The organism is Candidatus Pantoea persica (genome assembly GCF_013753875.1).
GTDB lineage: Bacteria > Pseudomonadota > Gammaproteobacteria > Enterobacterales > Enterobacteriaceae > Pantoea > Pantoea persica.
Genome location: NZ_SMDS01000017.1, coordinates 207298 through 229890, shown reverse-complemented (window position 1 = coordinate 229890; position 22593 = coordinate 207298). Strand labels below are relative to the sequence as shown.

Annotated in this window: 19 protein-coding genes and 12 pseudogenes; 15 read left to right on the top strand and 16 right to left on the bottom strand. The window is 51.0% G+C overall.

All coding sequences use genetic code 11. The features are described from left to right. The first annotated feature begins 75 nt into the window (after positions 1–75). The 5 genes and pseudogenes from EIO60_RS08105 to EIO60_RS16655 all read left to right on the top strand — a co-directional run bounded on the left by EIO60_RS08105 (position 76) and on the right by EIO60_RS16655 (position 4042). Positions 76–477 (top strand): hypothetical protein, encoded by a 402-nt coding sequence (locus tag EIO60_RS08105; protein WP_258576458.1) that lies wholly within the window; start codon positions 76–78, stop codon positions 475–477. Positions 478–1002: 525 nt separating this feature from the next. Beyond that, positions 1003–2406, top strand: a pseudogene (locus EIO60_RS08100) (sodium:solute symporter family protein). A 1-nt stretch (position 2407) separates the two neighbouring features. Further along, positions 2408–3543, top strand: a pseudogene (locus EIO60_RS08095) (sialidase family protein). Then, positions 3540–3923, top strand: a complete 384-nt coding sequence (locus EIO60_RS08090) for a YhcH/YjgK/YiaL family protein (protein ID WP_258576457.1) — start codon at positions 3540–3542, stop codon at positions 3921–3923. Before EIO60_RS08095 ends, EIO60_RS08090 begins: the two are co-directional and overlap by 4 nt. Then, a complete protein-coding gene (locus EIO60_RS16655; protein WP_374058154.1) occupies positions 3857–4042 on the top strand; it encodes a hypothetical protein in 186 nt (61 codons plus the stop codon). Before EIO60_RS08090 ends, EIO60_RS16655 begins: the two co-directional genes overlap by 67 nt. Positions 4043–4180: 138 nt before the next feature. On the opposite strand, the gene EIO60_RS08080 is transcribed toward EIO60_RS16655, so the two are convergent. Beyond that, positions 4181–4459 carry a hypothetical protein gene (locus EIO60_RS08080; RefSeq protein WP_258576456.1) on the bottom strand — a complete coding sequence of 93 codons (279 nt, stop codon included), beginning with the start codon at positions 4457–4459 and terminating at the stop codon, positions 4181–4183. Next, positions 4456–4701, bottom strand: a complete 246-nt coding sequence (locus EIO60_RS08075; protein ID WP_258576455.1) for a hypothetical protein — start codon at positions 4699–4701, stop codon at positions 4456–4458. The genes EIO60_RS08080 and EIO60_RS08075 overlap by 4 nt, the downstream gene beginning before the upstream one ends. Before the next feature lie 636 nt (positions 4702–5337). Between EIO60_RS08075 and EIO60_RS08070 the strand changes: the two genes are divergently transcribed. After that, positions 5338–6273: an acyltransferase family protein gene (locus tag EIO60_RS08070; RefSeq protein ID WP_258576454.1), complete on the top strand. Its 936-nt coding sequence runs from the start codon at positions 5338–5340 to the stop codon at positions 6271–6273. Here the strand turns inward: EIO60_RS08070 and EIO60_RS08065 are convergent. The 6 genes and pseudogenes from EIO60_RS08065 to brxA all read right to left on the bottom strand — a co-directional run bounded on the left by EIO60_RS08065 (position 6188) and on the right by brxA (position 10238). Then, the gene (locus EIO60_RS08065; protein WP_258576453.1) at positions 6188–6709 is read right to left on the bottom strand and encodes a hypothetical protein; all 522 of its coding nucleotides are present in this window, start codon (positions 6707–6709) and stop codon (positions 6188–6190) included. The two genes, EIO60_RS08070 and EIO60_RS08065, sit on opposite strands and share 86 nt — an antisense overlap. 548 nt (positions 6710–7257) lie before the next feature. Beyond that, complete coding sequence (locus tag EIO60_RS08060) at positions 7258–7566, bottom strand: DUF4158 domain-containing protein (RefSeq protein WP_258576548.1); 309 nt, start codon at positions 7564–7566, stop codon at positions 7258–7260. Between the two features lie 28 nt (positions 7567–7594). Further along, positions 7595–7876 (bottom strand): DUF4158 domain-containing protein, encoded by a 282-nt coding sequence (locus EIO60_RS08055; protein WP_258576547.1) that lies wholly within the window; start codon positions 7874–7876, stop codon positions 7595–7597. Positions 7877–7999: 123 nt separating this feature from the next. After that, positions 8000–9026: pseudogene (gene brxC, locus EIO60_RS08050) on the bottom strand (BREX system P-loop protein BrxC); the annotation flags it as partial. Positions 9027–9037: 11 nt separating this feature from the next. Beyond that, a pseudogene (gene brxB / locus EIO60_RS08045) lies at positions 9038–9639 on the bottom strand (BREX-1 system protein BrxB). Continuing rightward, positions 9636–10238 (bottom strand): annotated as a pseudogene (gene brxA, locus EIO60_RS08040) (BREX-1 system protein BrxA). Before brxA ends, brxB begins: the two co-directional pseudogenes overlap by 4 nt. Before the next feature lie 548 nt (positions 10239–10786). On the opposite strand from brxA, the pseudogene EIO60_RS08035 reads away from it, so the two are divergent. Next, positions 10787–11831 (top strand): annotated as a pseudogene (locus EIO60_RS08035) (restriction endonuclease). 72 nt (positions 11832–11903) lie between these two features. On the opposite strand, the gene EIO60_RS08030 reads toward EIO60_RS08035, so the two are convergent. Continuing rightward, positions 11904–12338, bottom strand: a complete 435-nt coding sequence (locus tag EIO60_RS08030; RefSeq protein WP_258576452.1) for a Shiga toxin A subunit — start codon at positions 12336–12338, stop codon at positions 11904–11906. Positions 12339–12740: 402 nt separating this feature from the next. After that, the gene (gene tssD, locus EIO60_RS08020) at positions 12741–13205 is read right to left on the bottom strand and encodes a type VI secretion system tube protein TssD (RefSeq protein WP_258576451.1); all 465 of its coding nucleotides are present in this window, start codon (positions 13203–13205) and stop codon (positions 12741–12743) included. A gap of 478 nt (positions 13206–13683) precedes the next feature. Here tssD (EIO60_RS08020) and symE point away from each other — a divergent pair. After that, positions 13684–14017: pseudogene (gene symE, locus EIO60_RS08015) on the top strand (endoribonuclease SymE). A gap of 146 nt (positions 14018–14163) precedes the next feature. On the opposite strand, the gene EIO60_RS16150 reads toward symE, so the two are convergent. Both EIO60_RS16150 and EIO60_RS17160 read right to left on the bottom strand, forming a co-directional pair. Further along, complete coding sequence (locus EIO60_RS16150; protein ID WP_309484702.1) at positions 14164–14733, bottom strand: class I SAM-dependent methyltransferase; 570 nt, start codon at positions 14731–14733, stop codon at positions 14164–14166. Positions 14734–14795: 62 nt separating this feature from the next. Then, a pseudogene (locus tag EIO60_RS17160) lies at positions 14796–15274 on the bottom strand (HNH endonuclease family protein); the annotation flags it as partial. A 385-nt stretch (positions 15275–15659) separates the two neighbouring features. Between EIO60_RS17160 and EIO60_RS08000 the strand changes: the two are divergent. From EIO60_RS08000 to EIO60_RS07985, 4 genes and pseudogenes are all read left to right on the top strand, one after another. Continuing rightward, positions 15660–16069: pseudogene (locus EIO60_RS08000) on the top strand (STM2901 family protein). A gap of 254 nt (positions 16070–16323) precedes the next feature. Beyond that, positions 16324–16431: a DUF1493 family protein gene (locus EIO60_RS16140; protein ID WP_309484701.1), complete on the top strand. Its 108-nt coding sequence runs from the start codon at positions 16324–16326 to the stop codon at positions 16429–16431. 14 nt (positions 16432–16445) lie between these two features. After that, positions 16446–16869: pseudogene (tssD, locus tag EIO60_RS07990) on the top strand (type VI secretion system tube protein TssD). Between the two features lie 269 nt (positions 16870–17138). After that, positions 17139–17324: a 2-oxoglutarate and iron-dependent oxygenase domain-containing protein gene (locus tag EIO60_RS07985; RefSeq protein WP_258576447.1), complete on the top strand. Its 186-nt coding sequence runs from the start codon at positions 17139–17141 to the stop codon at positions 17322–17324. Between the two features lie 318 nt (positions 17325–17642). Here EIO60_RS07985 and EIO60_RS07980 read toward each other — a convergent pair whose 3' ends face one another. Continuing rightward, the gene (locus tag EIO60_RS07980; protein WP_258576446.1) at positions 17643–17774 is read right to left on the bottom strand and encodes a hypothetical protein; all 132 of its coding nucleotides are present in this window, start codon (positions 17772–17774) and stop codon (positions 17643–17645) included. A 390-nt stretch (positions 17775–18164) separates the two neighbouring features. On the opposite strand from EIO60_RS07980, the pseudogene EIO60_RS07975 reads away from it, so the two are divergent. Together EIO60_RS07975 and EIO60_RS07970 are read left to right on the top strand one after the other, a co-directional pair. Further along, positions 18165–18945, top strand: a pseudogene (locus tag EIO60_RS07975) (CDP-diacylglycerol pyrophosphatase). Positions 18946–19098: 153 nt separating this feature from the next. After that, a complete protein-coding gene (locus tag EIO60_RS07970; protein ID WP_258576445.1) occupies positions 19099–19590 on the top strand; it encodes an RcnB family protein in 492 nt (163 codons plus the stop codon). 361 nt (positions 19591–19951) lie between these two features. Here the strand turns inward: EIO60_RS07970 and EIO60_RS07965 are convergent, their stop codons facing one another. Next, positions 19952–20413, bottom strand: a complete 462-nt coding sequence (locus tag EIO60_RS07965) for an FAD-dependent oxidoreductase (RefSeq protein WP_258576444.1) — start codon at positions 20411–20413, stop codon at positions 19952–19954. 111 nt (positions 20414–20524) lie between these two features. Between EIO60_RS07965 and EIO60_RS07960 the strand changes: the two are divergent. After that, positions 20525–21446: pseudogene (locus EIO60_RS07960) on the top strand (beta-propeller fold lactonase family protein). Between the two features lie 24 nt (positions 21447–21470). On the opposite strand, the gene EIO60_RS07955 reads toward EIO60_RS07960, so the two are convergent. Next, entirely contained in the window at positions 21471–21851 is a 381-nt protein-coding gene (locus EIO60_RS07955; RefSeq protein WP_258576545.1) for a histidine phosphatase family protein, read from the bottom strand. Then, complete coding sequence (locus EIO60_RS07950) at positions 21746–22000, bottom strand: hypothetical protein (protein ID WP_258576562.1); 255 nt, start codon at positions 21998–22000, stop codon at positions 21746–21748. The genes EIO60_RS07955 and EIO60_RS07950 overlap by 106 nt, the downstream gene beginning before the upstream one ends. Between the last annotated feature and the right edge of the window lie 593 nt (positions 22001–22593).

The following is a 22593-nucleotide window of genomic DNA, read 5'->3' as shown; positions in this document are numbered from 1 at the left end:
ACGCATTGTCTGGTGGGAGAAAGTGTGACAACGCTAAAATAGTGGCTTAGCCGTAGCAGAGGTATAACCGAAAAGATGATGTCACGTTTTAATCCCCTTGCAGTTGTCGCGCTGGTCGCCCTGAGCGGCTGCGCCAAAAAACAGGCCAGCCAGGACGATGCGGGTTTCACCGCCGGTTCCGCCCAGGTGAGCGTTTCCCACGTTAGAACGCACGCCGACGACGGCTCCTCGGTGTTTGTCACCGTGGACGGCAAAGATGCCGGCCAGCTGAACGGCGGTCAGAGCAAAGATCTGTTCCTGACGCCGGGCAAGCATAAGATCGGCGGCTATGTGGCGACGCTGTTTGGCCTAGGGCGCGTGACCATCAATCCGGTGGAGGTGACCACCGCCAAGGGCGAAGTGAAGCATGTCGCCTATGAAGTGAAAAAGGACAAGCCCACCTTTACCGAATGGACGCCGCCGGCTGAGCAAGGCTAAGCTGCGCGTAGCGGGCCGGTCGCCAGTCGATCGGCCGCTCGTCTGCCTGACGGCACAGCTAGCCGACTTTCTTGCCTGACCGCCTGGCCTTTGCCCGCATGCCTGCTGTTTTACCTGCTCCGCATCGCCCTTTGCGCGCTTTTTCCCGCTGAACCGTCTAGCTCCTCGCGTTACCAGCGCGCGCAAAATGTGATTGCATAAAATCACATCCGAGTGTGTGAGCATGACCAATTTGTTTTATCCTTAGCTGTCCTATAAACTTCTCTGTGATGCCTTCGTCCAGAAAGTGGGCTGATTAAATTAAATCAATTTGTCCCCTACAGGAGATTAACGTGGTTAATCATAACGGCGTTTCTGCGCCTCTTCTCGGCCCGCCCGCGTCCATGTGCTCAGCGGCTGCGGCCCGCCTGCGCGGGCCTCTGTCAGACGGTATTACAGCGGAACGCTAGTTCATCACCCAGCAGATAAAAAAGCGGGGGCTTGCGCCCTCACAGTTTTGCTCATCCTCAAGAGAGGCTCAGATGAATACGTTTAACGCTGATCATTGTCGGCATCGTGGTGGCCTACATACTCTTCACCACCTAGCTGACCTAACGGCTGCGCAGCAAAAGCAGCGGTGATTTTATGGAAGGCTCGCGCGCTATGCCGGCGCTGGTGGTGGGGATTTTGCTGATGTCGGAATATATCGGCGCCAAGTCTACCGTCGGCACCGCGCAGGCGGCGTTTGAAAGCGGCTTCGCCGCGTCGTGGTCGGTGATCGGTGCCGCCATTGGCTTTCCGCTGTTCGGCCTAATGCTGGTGCGCCGCATCTACAGCACCGGTAAAATCACCATCTCCGGCGCGATTGCCGAAAAATATAGCAACACCACTAAAAACATCATATCGGTGATTATGATTTACGCGCTGCTGCTGGTGAACGTGGACAACTACGTCAGCGGCGCGGCGGCAATATCCACCATTCTCTAGGTGAATCTCCCGATAGCGGCCTTTATCACCGCGATTGTCAGCACCTTCTACTTCAGTTTCGGCGGCATGAAAGGGCTGGTCTGAGTCACCATGCCAGCGCGCTGAAATATTTCGGCATCCTCGCCATCATGGGCTTCGCGCTCTATAAAACAGGCGGCTTCACGCCGATGATCGAGCAGATGCCGCAATACTACTGGACGTGGGACGGACATATCGGCGAGCACCATCGTCGCCTGGCTGATTGGTACAATAGGCTAGATTTTCTGCACCCAGTTCGTTATTCAGGCCATCTCCTCGACCAAAGATGTGCGTTCGGCGAAGCGCGCCACCTGGGTCACTTTCTTTTTCTGCCTGCCGATCTGTCTGGCGATTGCGGTGATCGGCGTGGTGGCGAAATTCCTGCACCTGGAAATCAACAGCCTCTATGCGATGCCCGTCTTCCTGCAGGATATGAATCCGTGGATAGCCGGCGCGGTCACCACCTCGCTGGTGGCGTCGATCTTCGTCAGCGTCAGTACCGTCGCGCTGGCCATCGCCTCTCTGGTGGTGAAGGACTTTTACGTGCCGCTGCGCAAGCCGACCGCGGAGCAGGAGTTCAAGGCGACGCGCTGGCTGTCGCTGATTATCGGCTTTCTGCCGCTGATTTTCGTGCTGCTGGTGCCGGAAGTGCTGAAGCTCTCGTTCTTTACGCGCGCGATTCGCCTGTCGATCTCCGTGGTGGCGGTCATCACCTTCTACGCGCCGTTTTTCAAAAGCGCTCGCGGCGCGAACGCTGGCCTGATCGGCGCCTGCGTGGTGACCTCCGTCTGGTATCTGCTGGGGGATCCCTTCGGCATTAACAATATATATATATATATATCTATCGCGCTGGTGACGCCGGCCATCATTATGGCGATAGACCATCTGATCCCGAACCGACAGGCAAGCAAAGCGCACCAGACCATAGAGCAAAGGGGAGTTTGATATGTCCGTAACCGTTAACCGCGATGGTGTGCTGCGCCCGACTGAACAGGATACGCGCGTCGTCACGGCGATGCTGCCGTCGCCGTGCCCGCAAAACCATGCGGCGAATTTACTGCCGCTGCCGGATGGCGCGCTGATGGGCGTCTGGTTCGGCGGCACGCAGGAGGGCGTCGCGGATATTTCCATCTACAGCGCACGTCTCGCCGCCGGGGCGGAGCACTGGAGCGAGGCGGAGAAGTTCTCCGACGATCCCACCCGCTCTGAGCAGAATCCGGTGCTTTTCCTGGCGCCCGATGGCGTGCTGTGGCTGCTCTGGACGGCGCAGCTCTCCGGCAATCAGGAAACGGCAATTGTGCGCTACCGCCAGTCGCACGATCTGGGGCAAAGCTGGGGCGAAATTGCCACGCTGCTCGATCGGCCCGGTACCTTTATTCGCCAGCCGATAACCGTGCTGGCCAACGGCAACTGGCTGCTGCCGGTCTTCTACTGCCGCACCCAGCCGGGAGAGACGTGGGTCGGTAACGACGACATTAGCGCGGTGAAAATCTCCAGTGACCGCGGCAAAAGCTGGCGCGACGTCGCGGTGCCCGACAGCCTCGGCTGCGTGCATATGAGTATCGCCGCGCTGCCCGACGGCACGCTGGTGGCGCTCTATCGCAGCCGATGGGCGAACTTCATCTATGCCAGCTAGTCAAAGGACGCCGCCCGCACCAACTTCGCTGCCTAATAACAACTCCTCGATTCAGGTCACCACGCTGCAGGACGGCACCCTCGCGCTGGTGTTCAACAACATGAGCGCGGCGCGCCTTGCTCTACGACGAGATCGACGACGGCGATGACAGCCGCAAAGAGCCGCAGGCGCGCGAAGGGCGCAGCGCCTTCTGGGGTGCGCCGCGCGCGCCGATGACGGTGGCGCTGTCGCCGGACGGCGGCAAAAGCTGGCCGTGGCAGCGCAATCTCGACAAGGGCGACGGCTACTGCATGACCAACAACTCGCAGCAGAAACTCAACCGCGAGTTCTCCTATCCCACCATCAAGCAGGATGCGGCCGGCCAGCTGCATATCGCCTACACCTTCGACCGACAGGCGATCAAATATGTCCGCCTGTCGCCGGCATGGATTAAGGAGGCGTCATGATTATCGGCACGATGCAGTCGCTGACGGGCCTGCCTGAGCCGCTGCGCGCCATCCTGACGCGCGCGGACTGCTCGCTGACGGCGCTGCAGCAGCGGGAAGATGGCCGTTTCCAGCCCGGCGGGGCGGCGTGGTTCTGCCATATCGGTCCGGCGCAGACCGAGCCGTCCGCACAGTGCCATACCGAGTATCATCGCCAGTGGGCCGACATTCAGTTGGTGCTGGCGGGAGAGAAGATCATCAACGCCAGTCCGCGCAGCTTGGGCAGGTGCGCAAAGCGGTGTTTAAAATTCTCCGATCGCTGCTGGAGGCGTAAATGGCGCATGCAATTGTCAGCGGAGCTAGCTCCGGCATTGGCGAAGCGATTGTCATCGAGCTGCTAGCGCAGGGCTGGCAGGGCACCGGCCTGAGCCGCAGCCCGGTGGCGCGCGGCGACGCACGGTTCTGCAGCGTGCAGGTGGATAGTTCGGCGCGCGCCACCGCGCCGAGCTGCGCGGCATAGGGCGCCACGTTCCACTGCTCCACCCGGCCAGCGGGTGCGGCTCCGGCAACACCCCACTGCCTTGCCGTTGCTCCGGGCGCTGTCAATCAGCGCCTTCATCACCTCGCTGTAGCGCTGCAGACTGACCTGATACGCTTTTCAATGTCGCGGAAGTGAAAGTTGGCGCGCATCGTTGGTGGCGAAGTTGAGTAAAATCAGGCGGGCACTTGAGCGTTTCATCACCTCCGGCCACGGCGGGTTATGCTGATATTTATAGCGGTCGTTCAGCAACTCTATCGCCTGCGCCGAGGGCGCGCCGCGGTTGACCACGCGTACGCCGTCGCCATATTTCGCCTGTAGCAGCTGATTCAGCACCGCCATCTCATTTTCGGCGGCAACGATATTGCGCAGCCTGCCGTTTTCGCGCACTGCCATCACGCTCGGGTGCTTGAACCGCCCCAGGCTTCAAAATAAAGGTATCGGGCGACACAGCATGAATCGCAGGCGCGGCGGCAGAGGCGCAAAACAGCGCCAGGTTCAAGCAGAATAAAATACGCGGCATGCTTATTTTCAGGCTTTTTATCGTCAGCAAAAGCTGCTGGGGCGAGCTGGAAGAGCAGGGTAGCAAATAGCCTGATGCGGCAACAATCTGAAAGAAAATCCGCCGCAAACCGGGGCATTGTGCTTAGCGGCAGTCAGGCTGGTGGAGGCGCGGAATAACGGCGCGGCTGAAACGGTTCTTTTTTCCCCTTAACGCTTTCCGGCAGCAATCATTAGCGACCTTGCCGCCCGTGCAGGTTCGCCGCGCCCGTTGCGCAGCGCAATGAAGCACGCGTCTTTACGGCATATTCCTGATGCAAGGCAATGAAGCGCAAGGCGTAATTTTGCCAGTAAATTAAGGACTGAACAGGCTGTGCTGGCGATATTCTGAAAGCCTCAATTTTGCTACGAGGAAATTCTTATTGTGAGTTCAGAGTAATGCTCTTTATTGTTAAGCAGTGATACGCTTTTCCTCCTTAAGCCAGCCGGGCTAATTCCGATCCCCCCGCTGGCGCATCATCTCCGTCAGAAATAAGCGTAGGCCGCGCGAGAAACATTTATAGCGGCGGCACGCCGTTGCGGCGGTATACAGAGGAATAACAGGCGGAAAATAACGGTTTTCTTTCAAGCCGCAATATTGGGCTGAATTTATTGCGCGCCCTGCTTATTCTTGATGGCGTGTATATCACGCGGCGCGTAGCCTTCCCGGTGGAAACAACTGGTATTATATCTCCGGCAAAAATGAGGCGGATGGATTCAGCGCACTGATCGAATTTGTGCATACCTTTCTTATGGAAGCCTTTTTCTTTTTGTCCGGCATGTTTTTCGCCATGGTGATCCTGCGTAAGGTCATCGGCTTTTTCTACCGCAACCGCCGCTGTTGCGTGCTGGTGCCGCTGGTTTCCGCCTTCCTGTTTATCCCCGGCCTGATGTATCTGATCCATGCTCAAATCGACGGCGAGCCGCTGTCAACCCAGGGTGTGCTGCACGCCTATGGCCTGCTGCATCACCTGTGGTTTTTGCTCACGCTGGCGGCGATCCCCTTCCTGCTGCCGGTCAGCTTCTTCGAGCGCGCCGCGGCGCTTGCCTTTCCCGCTGCTGATCGCCACAGCCAACGCCTTCTTCGTCGTGAAGTTTTGCTCAAGGGCTATAGCGAATGGGCCAGCCTGAGCCTGGTGCCGGTCAAGGCGCGTTTCCTGGTGTTTTACGCCGCGGGCTACGCGTTCTATCTCAACAGCGAGCAGATCCCACGTCAGGCGCGCAGCCTGCTGGTCAACAGCAAAGTGGTGCTGGCGTTCGCCGTCGTCTGCTGGCTGGCATTCTATGCCACCTTCCATTTCAACGTCACCAGCAACCTGAGATATCTGCCGGTGCTGTGCGCCAGCGTCTTCTCCGTTATGTTTTCTTACTGGCTGGTTTTCACCTTCGAGAAGCTGCGTATGAAGGAAAACCGGCTGGTGCAGGGCATTGTCGACTCTGCGCTGATTATCTATATTATGCACTACCCGCTGGTGATTACCTTTGCCTGGCTGCTGGACAGCTATCTGCCGAATGCCATGCCGGTTACCTACGTCGCGGTCGTCACGGCACTGGGGCTGATATGCAGTGCTGCGCTCTACCTGATCTTTAAACAGTTGCCGCTGCTGTCGCGGCTGTTCGGCCTGAAGCCGGCGAAGTTGCCACGCCTGCCTGCTGTTGTGCCCAAATCCTGATCGCGCCGGGCGCAGCTGGCGCATTATTAAATTTAGCCACTAAGGCTGACAAAGTTTCACCTATAGGAGTTATCAGTCTTGCTAATCCTGTATTTTTTATCAAATTTAGACGGTCTTTACTCCAAGTCTCTGCATCTATCAAGTCATCCTTCAGTCGTTTGTTTTTCTCGCTTTCAGAAGCGTAAATTCTGCTATTTTCCAGTAGGTTATACACTCTGGTGTATATATGAAATTCAAATCTATTTGTATTTACTTTCCCTTCATTAATTATATGATTCATTTCTGCCGGACGGATTACCCTTTGATCTACCGAGTCCAGTGTTTTCTTTTTTCTTAACTCATCCCTTGTTGTGCTTATTTGTTTGCCTATGGCTGATTTTTCTTTATCATAGATAATATCGATAGCCATAAATAGCTTTCTGATGGAGTTGGCCACTTTGTGGTGATTGTTGTCAATGTATTGCCACTGATATTATTCAGCATCGATTTTCTTCTTGTCAAAAAAATCACTTACAAGCTGAAAATCCTCCTCAGGTATAAGAGAAAACACTTTTTCCCGACCTCACTAAAAGGAATTGAATCTTCTAGGCTTTTATCAAAAAAAATTTAAAAACATCATTGGCAAACTTTAACTTCTTATTCACCAAGTCAATTTTTTCTGTTATGCGACTCTTAGCAGAAAGAACAGATGCTTCACTGTGCTTTTTTATAAGATATCATGCTGTAATTATTTTTTCTTTTATCTCTCTATACCTGAAATAGAGATAACAACATAAGTATAGTATACTTTGCCACTTAGGATGACTTTTAAAGGTAAATGCTGAACTATGTTTTACTATGGTTGAGTAATAATCTATATTCCCTTAAGAAATTCTCAATTCATTAATTAAATCTTTAATTTCATAGTAAACTTTGCATAATTGTATTATGCGTACATAGCTCTTTATCAATCATCATGATGATGAAAAATATTTTGCGGCACCACTATCCCCTAATTCCATTTAGTTTCCCATCCTCGTGTAATATTGACTTAAGTTTTTCTGCAGTAGATACTGACATCTTATTTGAAAGAATACTTGAAACTCGTTCTCTCTCATAGTTTAACGCTTCAGAGATTAAATCTTGGATTGTACTGTAGCCAGGTAGTGCAATTCTGTTTTGACCTGGAAATGCCAGAAGTTCGCCGAATATATATTTAGGATCCATGCAGATGGTAGCTACATCCTTTAGCCTTATCATTAGCGGAGCTTTCAGAGGTGCTGTTAACTGTCTGAATCCAAGTATTGAGAGCATACTGTTAATCAATCGTGATTTTGTTCTTTTAGATAGATATAGTTAAACAAACGTCATGATTGACCCTTGGGTAATATTGCTGGACAATATATTGGATATCCTTTTTATCGTTCTTTTCCGAAAGATCGTGGGCTATAGGTTTATACTTAAAGTAACAGATAAACAATATCATATATATTCTATTCTCTGTTTTTGATATGGCATTGACTCTTCTACGAAGATCTTTATCTAATGAGAAATATTCTTCTCTTTCAGCAGAGTTGAAGGCCAGGAGCTGATATAGCCCATTAATTTTGTTGTTAGTTAATATTTTATTCTTTTTTTCTTGTTTTACATAAATCCCTCTGCATGTTACGGGAGCATAGTGTCCGAAATATTATTATGAGTTTTTAGGCGTCAGATGGCACTTTTCGGAGAAATGTACGCAATACCCCGTGTTGGGGCTTGAAAGCTGCAAACGGGTAGAGAAACGGCCCTGAATTTTAGAGACGTCTTGTTCATCGCGGCTGCTCATACCACCAATGGCCGCATTGATATCCGCTTGAGAGATAACAATAACCCATGCGCGTCCACCGAAGATTATACCTAGGTTTCCAGTGATAGTCTGCAACTTCAACATCATCTGCGTATTTTACTAATGAACTGGCCGACCTCATCAATCATAAAGAGGATATTTTTGCCGTTTTCATACAGACGCTCTTTGACCCACTGGCAAAACTTATTGATATCTAATGAGAATTTCTTATCTGGCTGTTCCACTCATTGACGTGAGGCATCAAAGCTTTGACCGGTGGCTTGGCTTAGGGCCTCTGCCATCTCATCGCTGATGAAATAGTAGGAATCGCGCTCTTTTTCCCAGCTTGACCCAGGGATAATGGAGAATGCAGTTTTAAACGCTTCGTATTGGCTGCGTTTAGCCAGATCACGCTCCAGATGGGCAATGTGCGGAAAATCAGCACAGTAACCCACTCGCTCGTTAAACACCTTCAGGAAGACTTTAAGTATCGCGTCTTCTTTATCATCGACGTTAGCACGAGAATCAATATTGAACAGAATCACTTCCGTCGGGTAATGAACTGCTTTATTGATATCAGCGAGGAACAGAGCATCTTTTATTTTTTTTAAAAGAATTAAAAGAAAGAGTATGCATGACTTTCTGTACCGTTATGGCTGACTTTGCGGTTAGACAGCAGATACGACAGGCTCTTAATAAAGTGCGATTTACCAGATCCAAAGAATCCTGAAACCCATACGCCAATCTTGTTTTCCATGCGTATGCGTTCCGGACCGGTTGCCGGAACATAGGACTCGAAAAAGTGGCGAAGATGTCCTTCCAGTTCCCGGGTGATTACATATTTATCAAGCTCAATCCAGGCACTGACATCGTCCGTCTGTTCGGCTTTTACAACGCCATTAATATTTCGGTCCAGACATTTCTCAAAGATCTGTTCAATATTCATTGCTGTGCTATTTAACGATGATTCAATGTCACTGCTGGCCCACTTTCAGGCACCAGTCTGAAGGCGCGATAATAATTTCGGGAATCTATACCCGCCAACGGAGATAGGTCGTGTCCGCAATAGGATTCCGGATAAAACATCAACAGGGGGGGAACCCCCATCACGTCCTGCAAGGCGCTCATCAGCTCACGGCCATGAACCAGCGGACAGGCATTACCCATGCCCGTCAGGATGACAAATTTTTGGTTCTGAAGATCGACTTTTCTTGCTATGTAATTTGCGATTTTTTTTCTGGTTTAACGAGCCAACGAGCTGTTTTTTCAGCACTTCGGTACCAACTTTCACTTCCTGCTGACAGACGCGCTCAAATAACCCACGTTCAGTAAGCATATCGATAATGATCTGAAAGATATTAAGATGCTCAAACTATGGTCTTTTCCACATTACTGAACAGATATTTCAGGTGTTCACGCACCTGCAGCTCATTCTGAGTAGGATAATCAAAAATCCAAAAAACAATATCGTTTCCAGAGCCATTATTTTTGAGGAAGCGCTCTTCGCTAATTCTTCTCTGAACCTGTGAAAGGCGATATTCAAGTACGGGATCGATCACCGTTGCCTCTCCAGAATAGAAACCAATTCCTGTTGCCCAAGACGCTGCAAGGTTACCTGGGTCTCTGGTAAAAGAAAAACTGACTGTAGATTGCGCCGACGCAGCGTATCCAGATAACCCGCTTCAGCCAGTGCTTTGATCAGGTTGTTACCCATTTTTTTGATGGATGAATCTGAGTAACTGTTGAGTACGGGCTGCTGACGAAGATGGCTGGTCACGAACTCATCCCAGCTATCCATAGGGAGCTTTGCTTTAAACTGTCTACGCAGATCGTTCACTACTTCAGCTAGGAAGTCTTTAACAACCGGTGAATGGAGTTCAAGAGCGACAAACAGCAATTGCTGACGCTCGCGCTCGCTTACCTCTGAAATGAGCATTCACGCGGCTTTATCAAGCGTATTCAGGCGTAATTTTATCGTCGTGGCATAGCGCTTCGCCGTATTGGCAGAGGAGGCTTGTAGTATGTTATGACCAACGATCTGCTCTTGCCAGGTCTGTTCATCGGTTTCGGTAAGCATGAGCTCAGCGATGATTCGGGTTTCCCTGCTCATTAGCGACCCGTCTAACAGATCTCCAATCCATGCCTTATCGTTTTTGATCGTCATTTCTACTCTATGAAAACTGCTGTGATGCTCGCAAAAAAACAAACGATGATTGTAATGAGGTAAAGGGCGGGATGCTATGAGAAAAGATAATTTGTGGAAGGAGGTTAATAATTAGGGATTTTTATATTTCGTCATTCTACTAACGTAATCGTTAGAATTTTGTCATTCATTAAGCATTATTTATGATAGTGATATGTATTTTACTAATCTTTGGCTAGCTGCCATGTTCCAGAAATCAACCATTACCTGCTTGCTGATCACCACTCTGGTTACTTATTGATTCTGTTAGAAATAGCTTCCTTGGTTCATATTCAAATATCTTTTGCTTATTTACTAATTACGAAATGCGTTTGCTGATGCTGGCAGGCGTTTTTGTTTTATGCGTATAAAATACTATGTAAATAGAAGCCTTATTTTAATTAATTATATCTTCGAAAAAACGTAATCCAGACATGCTAAGTCGTCGTTATTAAGAGTTTTGACGCCCTTGAATAACAAGCTTATGATCCAGCCTAATTCATTTTCCTTATCAAGGAACGGATATGGGCAACAGAATGTGGATGACTCGCGACGATAGCAGCAAACTCTATAACGATTTTCGCGATAAAAAAATTGCGGGTATTGGTTGGTTTCAATTAGCTCCATTGGTTAAACTTGGACTGTCCCGAGCCCAGTTACTCGCCTTATACCAAGAGGCAGATCCCTTAACAAAGCTGGGAACTACGCGTTCTGGTGCATCGCAGGTCTGGCGTTTTGTGAACGAAATCCAAAAGGGTGATTGGGTTATTACCTATTCACCAGCCAACAGTACTTATCTCCGAGGCAAAGTCACATCCGACTTCCAATATAATCCTGAATGGTGGAAGAGGAGATGGGTATCACTCGACAGGTTAAATGGAATACTCAAGAAATTGACCGCGATCGATTGTCTGTTGCTACCAAAAACACATTAGATTCTATGCTGAAGGTTTTCCTGCTTCTAGAATATGCGCTAGAAAAGCTTTTGCAGGATAAGAAACCCACTGTAGACGTTATTACTCAGAATCCAGTTACGATGGATGAAGATGAAGTCTTTTCTGATCCGCTTCGCGATGTGGAGTCGTTGGCGCGTGAAGGCATAAAAGATCGAGTTAATAGACTTGACCCGAAGGAGATGGAGTATCTAGTTGCAGGCGTTTTACGCAGTATGGGATATAAAATACAGGTGTCTCCTGTGGGCCTAGATTGTGGGAAGGATATCATTGCCTCACCTGATAGATTTGAGAATCCACGTGTCGTCGTTGAGGTAAAACATCGTGGAAAACAAATGGGAAGCGGAAGCCAATAGATCCGTAGCTTTATCGACGGCCGCTATAAAGACGATCGAGTGCTATTGTCAGTACCGGTGGTTTTACAAAAGATGCTCGCTATGAAGCCGACCGCTCGACGATACCGCTAACGCTCTGGACGTTGGGCGATCTTGTCAGGTCGCTAATCGAAAACTATGAGCAGGTTGATATCGAAACCAAACTTTGGGTGCCTCTGAAGAAAACTTTCCGCCTGCCTGAATCTTGCTTTTCTAGCCATATCGGTGTTGTACTGATATAGCTTTATACCGATATATAGTGTCTGTTTTTTGTGCGCATTTCATTTGTGGGTAAACGTGAAGGTATACATTATTCAGAACTCGCGGGATAGCGTTATATAGTCGTTGTATTTTACCGAGCATTCATCATCGTTTACTAATGCTGAAGAGATAAATTCATCCCGTTTATTTTCCCTGTCAGTAAATGTGTATTTAGCCGTTACGGTCAGTACATGACCATTACGGTATATGTCGTAATAATCTTTCTCAGCAAGCTCTGGATTCTCTTTGCTGTCAGCAATGGCAAGCTTCCGGGCAAACAGCTCAGATACCGGTTTGATACTTAATAGTTCGACAGAAGTTTTATTATACTGAATTGTAGTCAGGTCGATACCGAGATCGTTTTTAATGCTTGCGAGAAGCATTCCTTTAACAAAATGTCCTGGAGCTGCAAATTCACTTCTTGGAAGATCCGCTGCATTGCTTAACGATGGCGAAAACACTATAGCCAGCAATGCCCTTTTAATCATCGCACAACCTCCAGCGTTGCCCCGATATCTTTGCTTACGAGTAACCGCATAGCACGACCCATAATGATACAGCCCTCAGATGCTAATCCAGGGACGCCATGAACTCTTTTTCCATGCATACGGAAATTACTCATATCACGTCTGTAGGCATTGCCGCTTACATGGACCAAGGTGATAGTCAGCGGACCTTTGCTGTTAGTATGCGGCCAATTTCCCACTTTCCACGAGGAATGGGGCCCATTCCTCTGACCTGTTCTCAATCGGGATTATTTTTATTGGTTAAGACACCAGAATAGCCTTTATCGATAAGTTTGTCGTTTTTGAAAAGTTCACCTGTGCTTTACTTATAAGTCCAGTGTGCCATAATGATTTCCTTATGCGGTTTTACGCTCTTTCCAGCTTTCAGTGTGCTGGATTGTTGCCGTCTACATAGTTCCAGGTTATTTTTTCGTAGCGCAGGCCAACGTGCTCAATATGTCTATGCTTTTTGAAGTCTGGATCTTTTATATCAAACATGATGGGCACAACGTGGCATATCTTTACGTTTTCGAGTATAATATTGAAATATTCTTCTTCCATGCCGTTATAGTTGATGTGGTAATACCTGAAGATCGCTTTTGTCAGTGATCTGACCATTGTTCGTGAGCGGTAATGGCAGAGGCGAAGAGCGGTCAATTTCTTTTTCGAATGTATATGCCTCATGCTGGCGCATTGCGGTCGTTGCCCCGTCAAATCGTCAGTGGGTAGAAACACGTCATGCTGTATGCCCACAATTTCAATACTACCTTCACGCCTATTAATGTCTACGTCACCTCTGACCAAATCATCTTCTTCATCGTAAAGCCACAGATAAACGGGTATTGCCATAACCTGAACTCCCTTTCTGGTGAATAAACATTCAGGAATGTACACGTCAGTCGGCTGTCAGAATTGACCAGAATCAAGCAATAGTGATTATTTGCACAGTAAGCGAGGAGCAGAAAAGACCGACAATCCTATTGAGAACTGTTGAAAGCCAGGCTGAATGGTTTAATTAGCCCTGCGGCAAAGCCGTCAGCAGCCAGGTAAGGATTTTATTCAATATGAGGTTTTTAAGATAGATCGCCTGATGTAAAAAAACATGATTTTTGGGCGCAATTTCCCGGGTACTTTTTATTCTTTAAGTCTAAAAAAATTTCTCATCTATATATTAAAATTATTTCAGAAAAAGCATATTTTAACCCACTTCAATCTGGACTTATTTTTCATTTTCTGATGATATATATAGATATTTAGCGCGGAGTGGATGTGCTGCAACACACCCCGCGCCGCTAATCACAATCACTATTTATAGGGAATAGTAATCATGACTGACACGCATTCTATTGCACAACCGACTGAACCAGATGTCTTCCCGGCAAATAATCGCCAAATAAACGTTGGCTATGCGAGTCGCTATCCAGATTACAGTCGAGCTCTCCCGCCATCACCATGAAAGGACAATGGCTGGAAGCTGCCGATTTTGCCAGTGGCACAGCGGTAGAGGTGAAGGTAATGAAAGGCTGCATTGTGCTCACAGCCCAGCAGCAAAGACTGAACTAATGCAGTCGCTGCGCTAGGTGTGCAAGCTGTCGGCGCGGAAACAAAAGCAGGTGCTGGAATTTATCAAAGTCATTGCAAGTAAACAGAAAGCCGCCTGAATGGAAAACCGCTCCTGGCACAGCATCGGGAGCGGTTAAATATCAGGAAGCGATTGCTTCCATCAACACCCTAAACTGCTGAAGATCGCCTGCTGGGAATATCACTTTTGCGCTAGCCCAAAGCAATATTCTTTATCAGAAATCCGCTAACCTATTTTCCCAACGAACACCTTCACCCACCGATTGCTTCTTTCCTTTAGCCGATCTTCACTCAACCATTCCTTCATCACCTCCAGCTCATCCCCACCAATCCTCCTCAACATTCCCGCAATCTCTCCCTCGCGCATATCCGTAAACACCCGCCCATTATCTTCCCGCTCGCCCTGACCATACCTAAAGGACGCATACAGCACGCCATCAGCCTTCAACGCCTGCGCCAGCCGCCTGAACACCGCCGGCAGCTCCGCTCGCGGCACATGCAGCATCGATGCGCAGCACCAGATCCCGTCATAGCGCGCAGACACATCCAGTTCCTGAAACCGCATTACCTGAACCGGCAAGCCGCTATGCTGACTCGCCAGCTCAGCCAGCTCAGCCAGCTCAGCCAGCTCAGCCAGCTCAGCCAGCTCAGCCAGCTCAGGCGAGGCATCAAACGCTTCTACCTGAAATCCTTGTTCAATAAAGGCCTTAGCATAGCGTCCTGAACCACAACCGTCATCCAGAACAGAGCCGTGCGCAGGGAGCAGGGCAGTGAAGCTATCGCGAATCTCTGCCATATCAACCGCGACCGTGCTCTCGAAGAACTGCTGAGCATTGCACTGATAATAGCGTTGCGTACTCAAAATAAGGCTTCTCCACAAGCCCGAGGCTGCCAGATATGGAACGCTGCGCGCCGCCTGCCAGCCTGATGCCAGAAAGCTGCGCCACATCGCTTCACTGTTGCCGGTCTGCCGAATCAGCGTCTCGCGCAGCGGCAGATGGCTGTTAATAAAATACTCGTTTCGCTTATGCAACCGTTCCTGCAGCTGCTGCGACGGGAGATGGGCGAACTTGCCTTCCTTGCAGCGATTGCAGCTCTGACACGCCAGCACCAGATTCCAGACGCCGTTAAGGTTCGGCACCTGGTCTCGCGCCGCCCAGGGAATAGGGAATAGGGAATAGGGAATAGGGAATAAAGTGATCGACATCGGTGAGCTCCGCGTGGCCGCGCTCAAGGCTGACCGGCCGATAGCAGTAGAAGCAGCGTCCTTTTTGGTAGCCGTTCAGGCTGTTGCGACAGCCGGTGATATCGACGCGTCGCTCGCGCTGGCGCGTAAATGGCTTCCTGATTAACGAAACAAGTGACAGTTTTGCATAACAGGGGAAAAAATGCATCCTGTCAGCAAAGAGAAATAATCGAAGTTATTTTTTTACATATTCATTACGTCTGATTAAGTGTTTAGGTAAAGAATATATGCAGGTGCTTTTCATCAAAAAACATTGAAACACATGAGGAATATATGAATGAGTTAATTTTCTTCCCCTTGGTACAATAACCTTTTTATAATGGCGAGCGTCATTTGATATCAACAAAAATCTGACGCAGCTAAAATGATTCAATATTATTTATTATGATTTCCATTCTCACGAAATGACGAAGGGATTCATGATAGATTCAGTTGAGGAATTAAACTGAACCTATTTTTATGATGGCTCATCAAATTTGAGTGCTGGTAAATTTTTTTCTGGATTATGATTGATGAGACCTTAGGTCATTTTGGGATTTCTGATATAGCGGCCGTCACCGTCACCGTCACCGTCACCGTCATCGATCTTGGATCAAATAGTATTACTGTTGTGAGTAAACTGGCAGGCGCAACCCCTGAAGCCTCTGTCGCATCGATTTATTCAAGGCGTTTATTCAGAGGCCGTATGATACCAGTTAGATTACCCACCTGGATCGGCTATCCTCCTCATGCAAAAAGAGTAATGACGCAACGATTAGGCACATTTGTAGGCAGGACGATTCCTCTGGTGGGATGGGGCGTTCTTGCAGGTGATGTTGCGATTATTTTCTATAAATCGATTAATAAATATAATATGATTGCACATCCATCCGATCGTATCTGGTAGAAGTTTTATGATTGACTTACATAACATTGAAAAACAGATAATGGAATAGTATGAAAAAAACTGGAACGGTCGTGTATTGCCTTTTTTTAAAACCAGCATTGACTTTAGAGACAAGCCTCTTTACCGGAAAAGATCCTTGGGCAGATGAGGATGCCATGGAAATACTTGATGACTATTTCAGGTGCTTCAATGTGGACAGAAAAAATTCTCTTTTAACAAATACTGGCCTAACGAAGAAGCCGTTTTTCCCTTGAATATCTTACGTTCTAAAGAGCGAAAATGGCGTTGAGTTAAGCCAGAACCGCATTACATTAAAAATGCTCGCTAAATCGGCAAAAGCGGGTTACTGGTTATATGACTAAAAAGGAGTTCAGTTATGGCTATTCCTTCTCACCTTTGGCTTAAAGATGATGGAGGTGCCTTAATAAAAGGATCCTCTGATGTATCAGATCGTGAAGGAAGTATAGAGATTATAGGTTTTAGTCATGGATTACACATACCGACTGACAATAGCGCTGGAAAAATAACTGCAACGCGAATTCATGCTCCTGTGTAGTAATAGAAAATTCGATAGTTTAAGTCCATATCTATACAAAGCAGTTGCAACAGGGCCGTCTTTACAAAGTGCCGAAGTGAAATGGTATAAGATTAATGATGCAAAACAAGATTTTGAATATTTTAATATGCTACTCGAAGGTGTCAAGATTGTTGATGTGAATCCTGTTATGTATAACACCAAAACTGTCGAAAAATGCAATCATATGGAACGGGTTGAGTTACGCTATGAAAAAATAATCTAGAAGTATTGTGGTGGAAATATTCAATATACTGACGCATGGAATGAAAGAAGTATAGCCTAATGTGTCGTTTAGAGGGAGGTAAAAATCCCTTTCAATGTCGTTAATTTATCATGGCATCTTTATTGATGCGCTTTCCAAATCCCATTCCCGAACATCCTTTCCTCAACTTCTTCAAAAGACCCCTAGCGATAACATACAGCGTTTCACTATTTGCCGATGCGTTTTATTATTGCGAGGGTACATCCCGGCATCCTTCTGGAAAACGCACAATGATCTGGACAAGCTTACCGGTGCTGGATCTGGCGCAACTCGCCGGTATCGAAACTGAACAAACTGACTTCCTAACCCGTCTGCGCGAAAGCGTGCGCGACGTGGACTTTTTCTACCTCATCAATCACGACATCAACCCGCAGCTGCAGCAGAACGTGCAGAGCATCACGCGCGCCTTTTTTTGACCTGCCGCAGAAAGAGAAGCTGCGCGTCTCGATGCTCCACTTGCCGCACTTCCGCGGCTACAACCTGGCTGGTGTGGAGTACAATGTGAACAGCGCGAGCAGTTCGATATCAGTACGGATTGCGAACCGCTGCTGCTGCAGCCAGACGATGCGGCGTAAAGGCGTCTAGCAGAAACCCAACCTCTGGTCAGAGGCGCTGCCGCAGCTGCGTCCGGTGATCAATGCCTGGCAGCAGGGGATGACTGCCGAAGTTTATCGAACAGCCGTACCCCAGCTCAGTACTCACGGTAAAACAGTAAGCAGCCCGCATTAGCCTTTTTAACGACGCGGAATCTTTACCGGCGGCACCTCCGTCCAGTCGGGCCGCTCGCCCGACATAATGGCTCGCTGCTGCGAAGGCGTGACCGACTGGAGAATACCCGGCATAACGCGTCGGCTAGTATCCGGCATTCTGTTCCCCTCGCGGTCATCGTAACTACAGGCTGATAAGCCGCAGGCAACCAGCACCAGTATGAGACGTTTATTCATAAATCTTTTTCTCCTGAGAGAAACCATTAGGACGCTGCCGGATAGCGAATTCACCGTCGCTGCTCCGCTCAGCGTTTCTTTTACATAATTCCGCAGAAGTTTTATATTGAGAAATTAGCACAATTCTATGTGCTGTACCCGCTTTTTTGAGATGAGAAAGAGTGATTCAGCTGGCCGAGCCTGAGTTAACATCCAGACGGCAAGATCGCTTATCTTGTCCTGAAAACATCACCTGCGTGATGCGCAGCACCACTCAAACCACTGGCTGACCCTAGGCGACTTGAGTTATATCGAGGATTGATTCTCTCTGCCATGGCGTTTCTGCTGACCGGCTGCGCGCGCTCCGATACGCTGTGGATGGTCACGCAGGATCACTGCATGACCAACTACGACCTTCGGCGTGATCCGGCGCCGTACCAGCAAATCTATCAGCCGCAAGGATAAAGAGCAGGGCTTTAGCATCCTGCAAAATCCCCGCTATCCCTACAACTTTATCCTGGTGCCAAACCTCGCGATGTTGGGTATGGAGAGCATCGCTCTGTCGCGCGCGGGGCGCACCGACTACTTCGGCTACGCCTGGCTGATGCGCTATCGCCTGATGGCGGCTTATGGTGCCGCCGTTCCTGACGATAGGCTGGGGCTGGCGATTAACTCCGCTTACGGACGCAGCTAGAACCAGCTGCATATCCATCTGACCTGTCTGCGGGAAGATGTGCGCCGCCAGCTGCAGGCCGAGCGACCATACATTAGTATTAGTGAGGAGTGGCGGCCGTTGCCCGACCGCCTGCTGAAGCATACTTACTATGCCCGCCGCGTCGTGCAGCCAGCGGCGATGGGGAGCTATCCCATCGTCTCGGTGACGCGCCATTTTCATCTGTCGCTGCCGCAGCTGGCGGAGTATAGCGTGGCGCTGACACCCAACACCTTTGAGGAGGGACAGGGCTTTATCCTGCTGACCACCCGCCGCGGCTGGTATAAGGGCAATTGCGCCTCGGTGGAGTCGCTGCTGGATAAACGCTGCGAGATCCTTACAGCTTTTCCGCCTGGCCGTTTAGCCGAAATACCAAGAGAGCTGGCGCTGTTCCATCGCTGAGCCAAAGCTGCAGAAACCAATCTTGATGTGGCGGTTTTATTGCTGCAGAGACGGTTATAAGAACCTTTCCTGCTTTACTATGGAACTGAGAGGCTGTACAGAGTGTCTTTATCTGGTCTACTGTCTGCAAAATCAACTAACTTGGAAAACACTATGCGCAGGACCCAGAACGCACTCTTTTTCTCGGGATTACTGTTTGGCTCGCTGAGCCTTGTTCCCGCTGCACAGGCCGAAGGCGAAGCAGCCGACAGCGTGCCGCCGCCGCCGCAGATCCAGCATGCCGACGCGCAGCCGCAGGGCGACGCGTCAGACAGCAGCGGCCAGCCGCCGCTGGGACCAAACGCTGAAGAGCCGGAAGCGGGCAGCGCGCCAGCGCCGGACGCCAATGCCGGCAGCCCGTCGGCGCAGTCGAACTACGAGCTCAACCGCATCATCATCGACTATAAAGATTACAAAATCGGCGACAACGTGCCGCAGCAGTACCTCAACAAATCCTACACCATCGTCGAGTGGCAGAAGCGCAACCTGCCCGCGCCGGAAACCGGCAGCCACTGGACCTATATCGGCGGCAACTACCTGCTGATCACCAACGACGTCGGCAAAATCCTCAAGGCGGAGTCGGGCGACATCTACTGTCGCGGCTAAGCGCGCTGACGCGGGTGAAGAAGGCGTGAATGCCTGTCACCCGCGTGTGGGCATTATGTGCAGGTTGAAGCCGGTCACGCGACCAGCTTTTTATGCGAAACGTTCCGGCCGGAAGCTCGCCAGCATCGGCTGCTTCTTGCCCGTCACCATCTCCTCCGCCAGCAGCTCGCCCACAATCAGCGCCAGCGTGGCGCCGGAGTGGGTAAAGGCGACAAAGCAACCCGGCTCGCCGTCGCCAGGGATCGGTTTTAATCCCGGCTTTCAGCTGTCGGCGCGCAGCGGCTCGCCTTTTAATCAGCTTGCTCGCCTTGGCGGCGAGCTGCGCCACCACGCCTTCGTCGATGGTATAGCTGCCGTCGGCCTACGGCTGAATAGCTTCTTCATACCAGTCATGATCCAGTGCCAGGGTGTTGCCGGGGTTGGGGCGCACTGCGGCGCGCGGCGTATTCAGTACCGCCTTCAGCCCGTGTGTGCCCGGTTCAGTGATCACCAGCATCGAAACGAGCAAACCGTTGGGAATGGTAACGCCAAGCGGCGCGACCATGTCGGGCGTGGCGGGGCTGCAGGCGACCAGCACCGCGTCGGCGTACAGCGTGTTGCCGCTTGCCAGCCTGACGCCGCTAGCGCGCTGGCCGTCGCGCAGCACCTCACATTTTCCGGCGTGTTCGACGATCTCGCCGCCCAGCGCGCGCAACTGCTGCGCCAGATACGCCACCAGGTGCGGCAGGCTGACCCAGCCTTCGCCGGAATTGAAAATCGCCGCCTGCGGTAGCGCCGCCGCCTCGACTTGCGCATCGGCCTGCGCCAGGCTGTCGCGCGTCACTAGCCACGAGTCGTAGCCGTGCGCTTTTTCATACGCATGGCGCGTCTAGGTGCCGGACAAGTCGTCTGCCTCCCAGAACAGACCGCCGTCGAAGCGCAGCCAGTTGCGTGCATGTCAGACAACAATCACGGGCTGCTGGCGGTGGACAAGCAGGGCAACCGCGTGCTGTTTCTTAATCCCGACACCTTCGCCGTCGAGCGCGAGCTAAACGCCTTTCCGCTGCGTCCACATGAGCTGCTGATGCTGACGCCGTGGCGCAAAGCCTGTGTGCCGATCTACGGCGACGGCGTCCACGGCGATAATCCGCACTCCGGCCACAAGGTGGCGGTCATCGATCTGGCGACGCGCGATATCAGTGGCTTTATCAACCTTAGCTCGCTGCGCGCGCCGCACAGCGGCCAGCTGGGACGCGACGGCAAGGTCTATCTCTGCTGCGAAAAGAGCGCGGTGGTGGCGGTGATCGATCCGGTCAGCGAACGGGTGGAAAAGCGTATTCCGATCCCGTTGCATAACGCGCACCGCCTGACGCTTTCGCCCAGCGGGCGCAAGCTGTTTACCGACAACGAAGAGGACGCCACCATTACCGTGGTGGACCTGTGCTAGGCGGAAGGGCGGGTCATCGACACCATTTCTGCTGCTTGGCCCCATCGCCGGCATTGCAGCGTCGCCAAAGCATCCCTATCTGATGGCCAGCGCGGCGGATGCGCCGCATCTCTACGTGATTGACCGGCAGAGCCACCGCGTGCGCCAGCGGCTGGCGCTGCCCGGCCATCAGCAGTCGTGTCAGGTGGTGCGCTTCAGCGCCGACGGCGAACGGCTGGTGGCGATAGGCGACTAGGAGCCGGTGATCACCCTGTTTGACGATCTGCTTGATCCGCCGGGGGATATTGCGGTGGGCGCGAAGCTGATGGACGGCTGCTTTACGCCAGACAATCAGCAGCTGCTGATCGCCAACGAGGGCGACGGTACGCTGAGCGTTATCGATCTGGCGCAGCGCAAGGTCGTGGCGACGCCGCGCGTCGGCACTGGCTGAGAAGTGCTGAGCTTTTTACGCTGCCTAGATAAAAGGGCGGTGGTAAATCGCCGAGCTCCAGTAGCGGCTGCTAGCATGTTTCTCCGCCTGCCAGCCGCGCTTGCGCAGCTCGCGGGCAATCATCTTATTCATCAGGCCGTGGCCGAGCAGCAGCACCGTGCCGCGCTCGGAGAGCGCAATCAGCTTTTCGGCGGCCTGGGCGGCGCGCGTCCGCGCCCGACGCAGCGACTCGCTCTGTCCCGCATAGTCGCACAGCCACAGCAGGCGCAGCAGCGCCAGCCACACAACGCTGGGCAGCGTCAGGCGCTCCGAGGCACCGAAACTTCGCTGAACAGGGCGTCGCTCTCGTCTGGCTGCAGACCCAACCGCGTCAGCGACGAGCGCGCACGTGGCAGCGGGCTGCAGACCATCACCGCCGCCTGGCGCGCAATGGCGAGACTGCGGTCGGGCTGCGTGTCGCACACCAGTGCCAGATTGTACGCCTCGCACCAGTCGGCCATGCGCTGCGCGCTGAGCCGCCCGCCTGCGCAATAGTCCGGTTTGCCGTGTCGCATCAGGATAATCGTTATAGCGCTCTCGAATCGTTTTTTTTCTAAGCCTACTGCAAAGCGGCGAAATGTAAAAATCGCCCAGCCGCCGCGCTAAACCCGCGCCCTATCATCTGCCGGTCATGATTTCAGGCGATAACCTTGCCTGCGCCGTAATGACAGGTTGCGCAGAGGTATTGTTAAGTGAAAGTGTTATGTCTCAATAGGCAACAGTCGTCTGTAATCCAAGAGATGAATTTAACTAACTAATTGAAATAAAGACACAAATAGTATGTGTCTCGTCGAGATAGTGATAGTGTAGAGGAACTGATAATTATAGCGAAATTTGCTTGATTTATCTACGCGCATAGATACACTTGCGGGCAGTGATTACTCGCGGCGGACGATGCGAAATTGGCCCACAAGGTTAAGTGCTTTGCCTGCTTCAGGCGACCGGTGACGACACCGGCAGAGTGAAAAAGATCCTGACACTAGGGAATACTTTGCTGACCGCAATATGGGGTAGCCAACCAGTACATCGTCCCCGTGGGATCCTTCACCTACAGATGGGCGTTTACAATCGCTAAACAGGGAAACAGTATGACGGTACAACGCTCCGT

Excerpts from the sequence above, each read along its gene's own strand:
- EIO60_RS08105 (WP_258576458.1), top strand. The coding sequence starts at position 76 with ATGATGTCACGTTTTAATCCCCTTGCAGTTGTCGCGCTGGTCGCCCTG.
- EIO60_RS08090 (WP_258576457.1), top strand. The coding sequence starts at position 3,540 with ATGATTATCGGCACGATGCAGTCGCTGACGGGCCTGCCTGAGCCGCTG.
- EIO60_RS16655 (WP_374058154.1), top strand. The coding sequence starts at position 3,857 with ATGGCGCATGCAATTGTCAGCGGAGCTAGCTCCGGCATTGGCGAAGCG.
- EIO60_RS08075 (WP_258576455.1), bottom strand. The coding sequence starts at position 4,701 with ATGCCCCGGTTTGCGGCGGATTTTCTTTCAGATTGTTGCCGCATCAGG.
- EIO60_RS08060 (WP_258576548.1), bottom strand. The coding sequence starts at position 7,566 with ATGCTCTCAATACTTGGATTCAGACAGTTAACAGCACCTCTGAAAGCT.
- EIO60_RS08030 (WP_258576452.1), bottom strand. The coding sequence starts at position 12,338 with ATGATTAAAAGGGCATTGCTGGCTATAGTGTTTTCGCCATCGTTAAGC.
- tssD (WP_258576451.1), bottom strand. The coding sequence starts at position 13,205 with ATGGCAATACCCGTTTATCTGTGGCTTTACGATGAAGAAGATGATTTG.
- EIO60_RS16150 (WP_309484702.1), bottom strand. The coding sequence starts at position 14,733 with ATGGCAGAGATTCGCGATAGCTTCACTGCCCTGCTCCCTGCGCACGGC.
- EIO60_RS07985 (WP_258576447.1), top strand. The coding sequence starts at position 17,139 with ATGATCTGGACAAGCTTACCGGTGCTGGATCTGGCGCAACTCGCCGGT.
- EIO60_RS07980 (WP_258576446.1), bottom strand. The coding sequence starts at position 17,774 with ATGCCGGATACTAGCCGACGCGTTATGCCGGGTATTCTCCAGTCGGTC.
- EIO60_RS07970 (WP_258576445.1), top strand. The coding sequence starts at position 19,099 with ATGCGCAGGACCCAGAACGCACTCTTTTTCTCGGGATTACTGTTTGGC.
- EIO60_RS07950 (WP_258576562.1), bottom strand. The coding sequence starts at position 22,000 with ATGCGACACGGCAAACCGGACTATTGCGCAGGCGGGCGGCTCAGCGCG.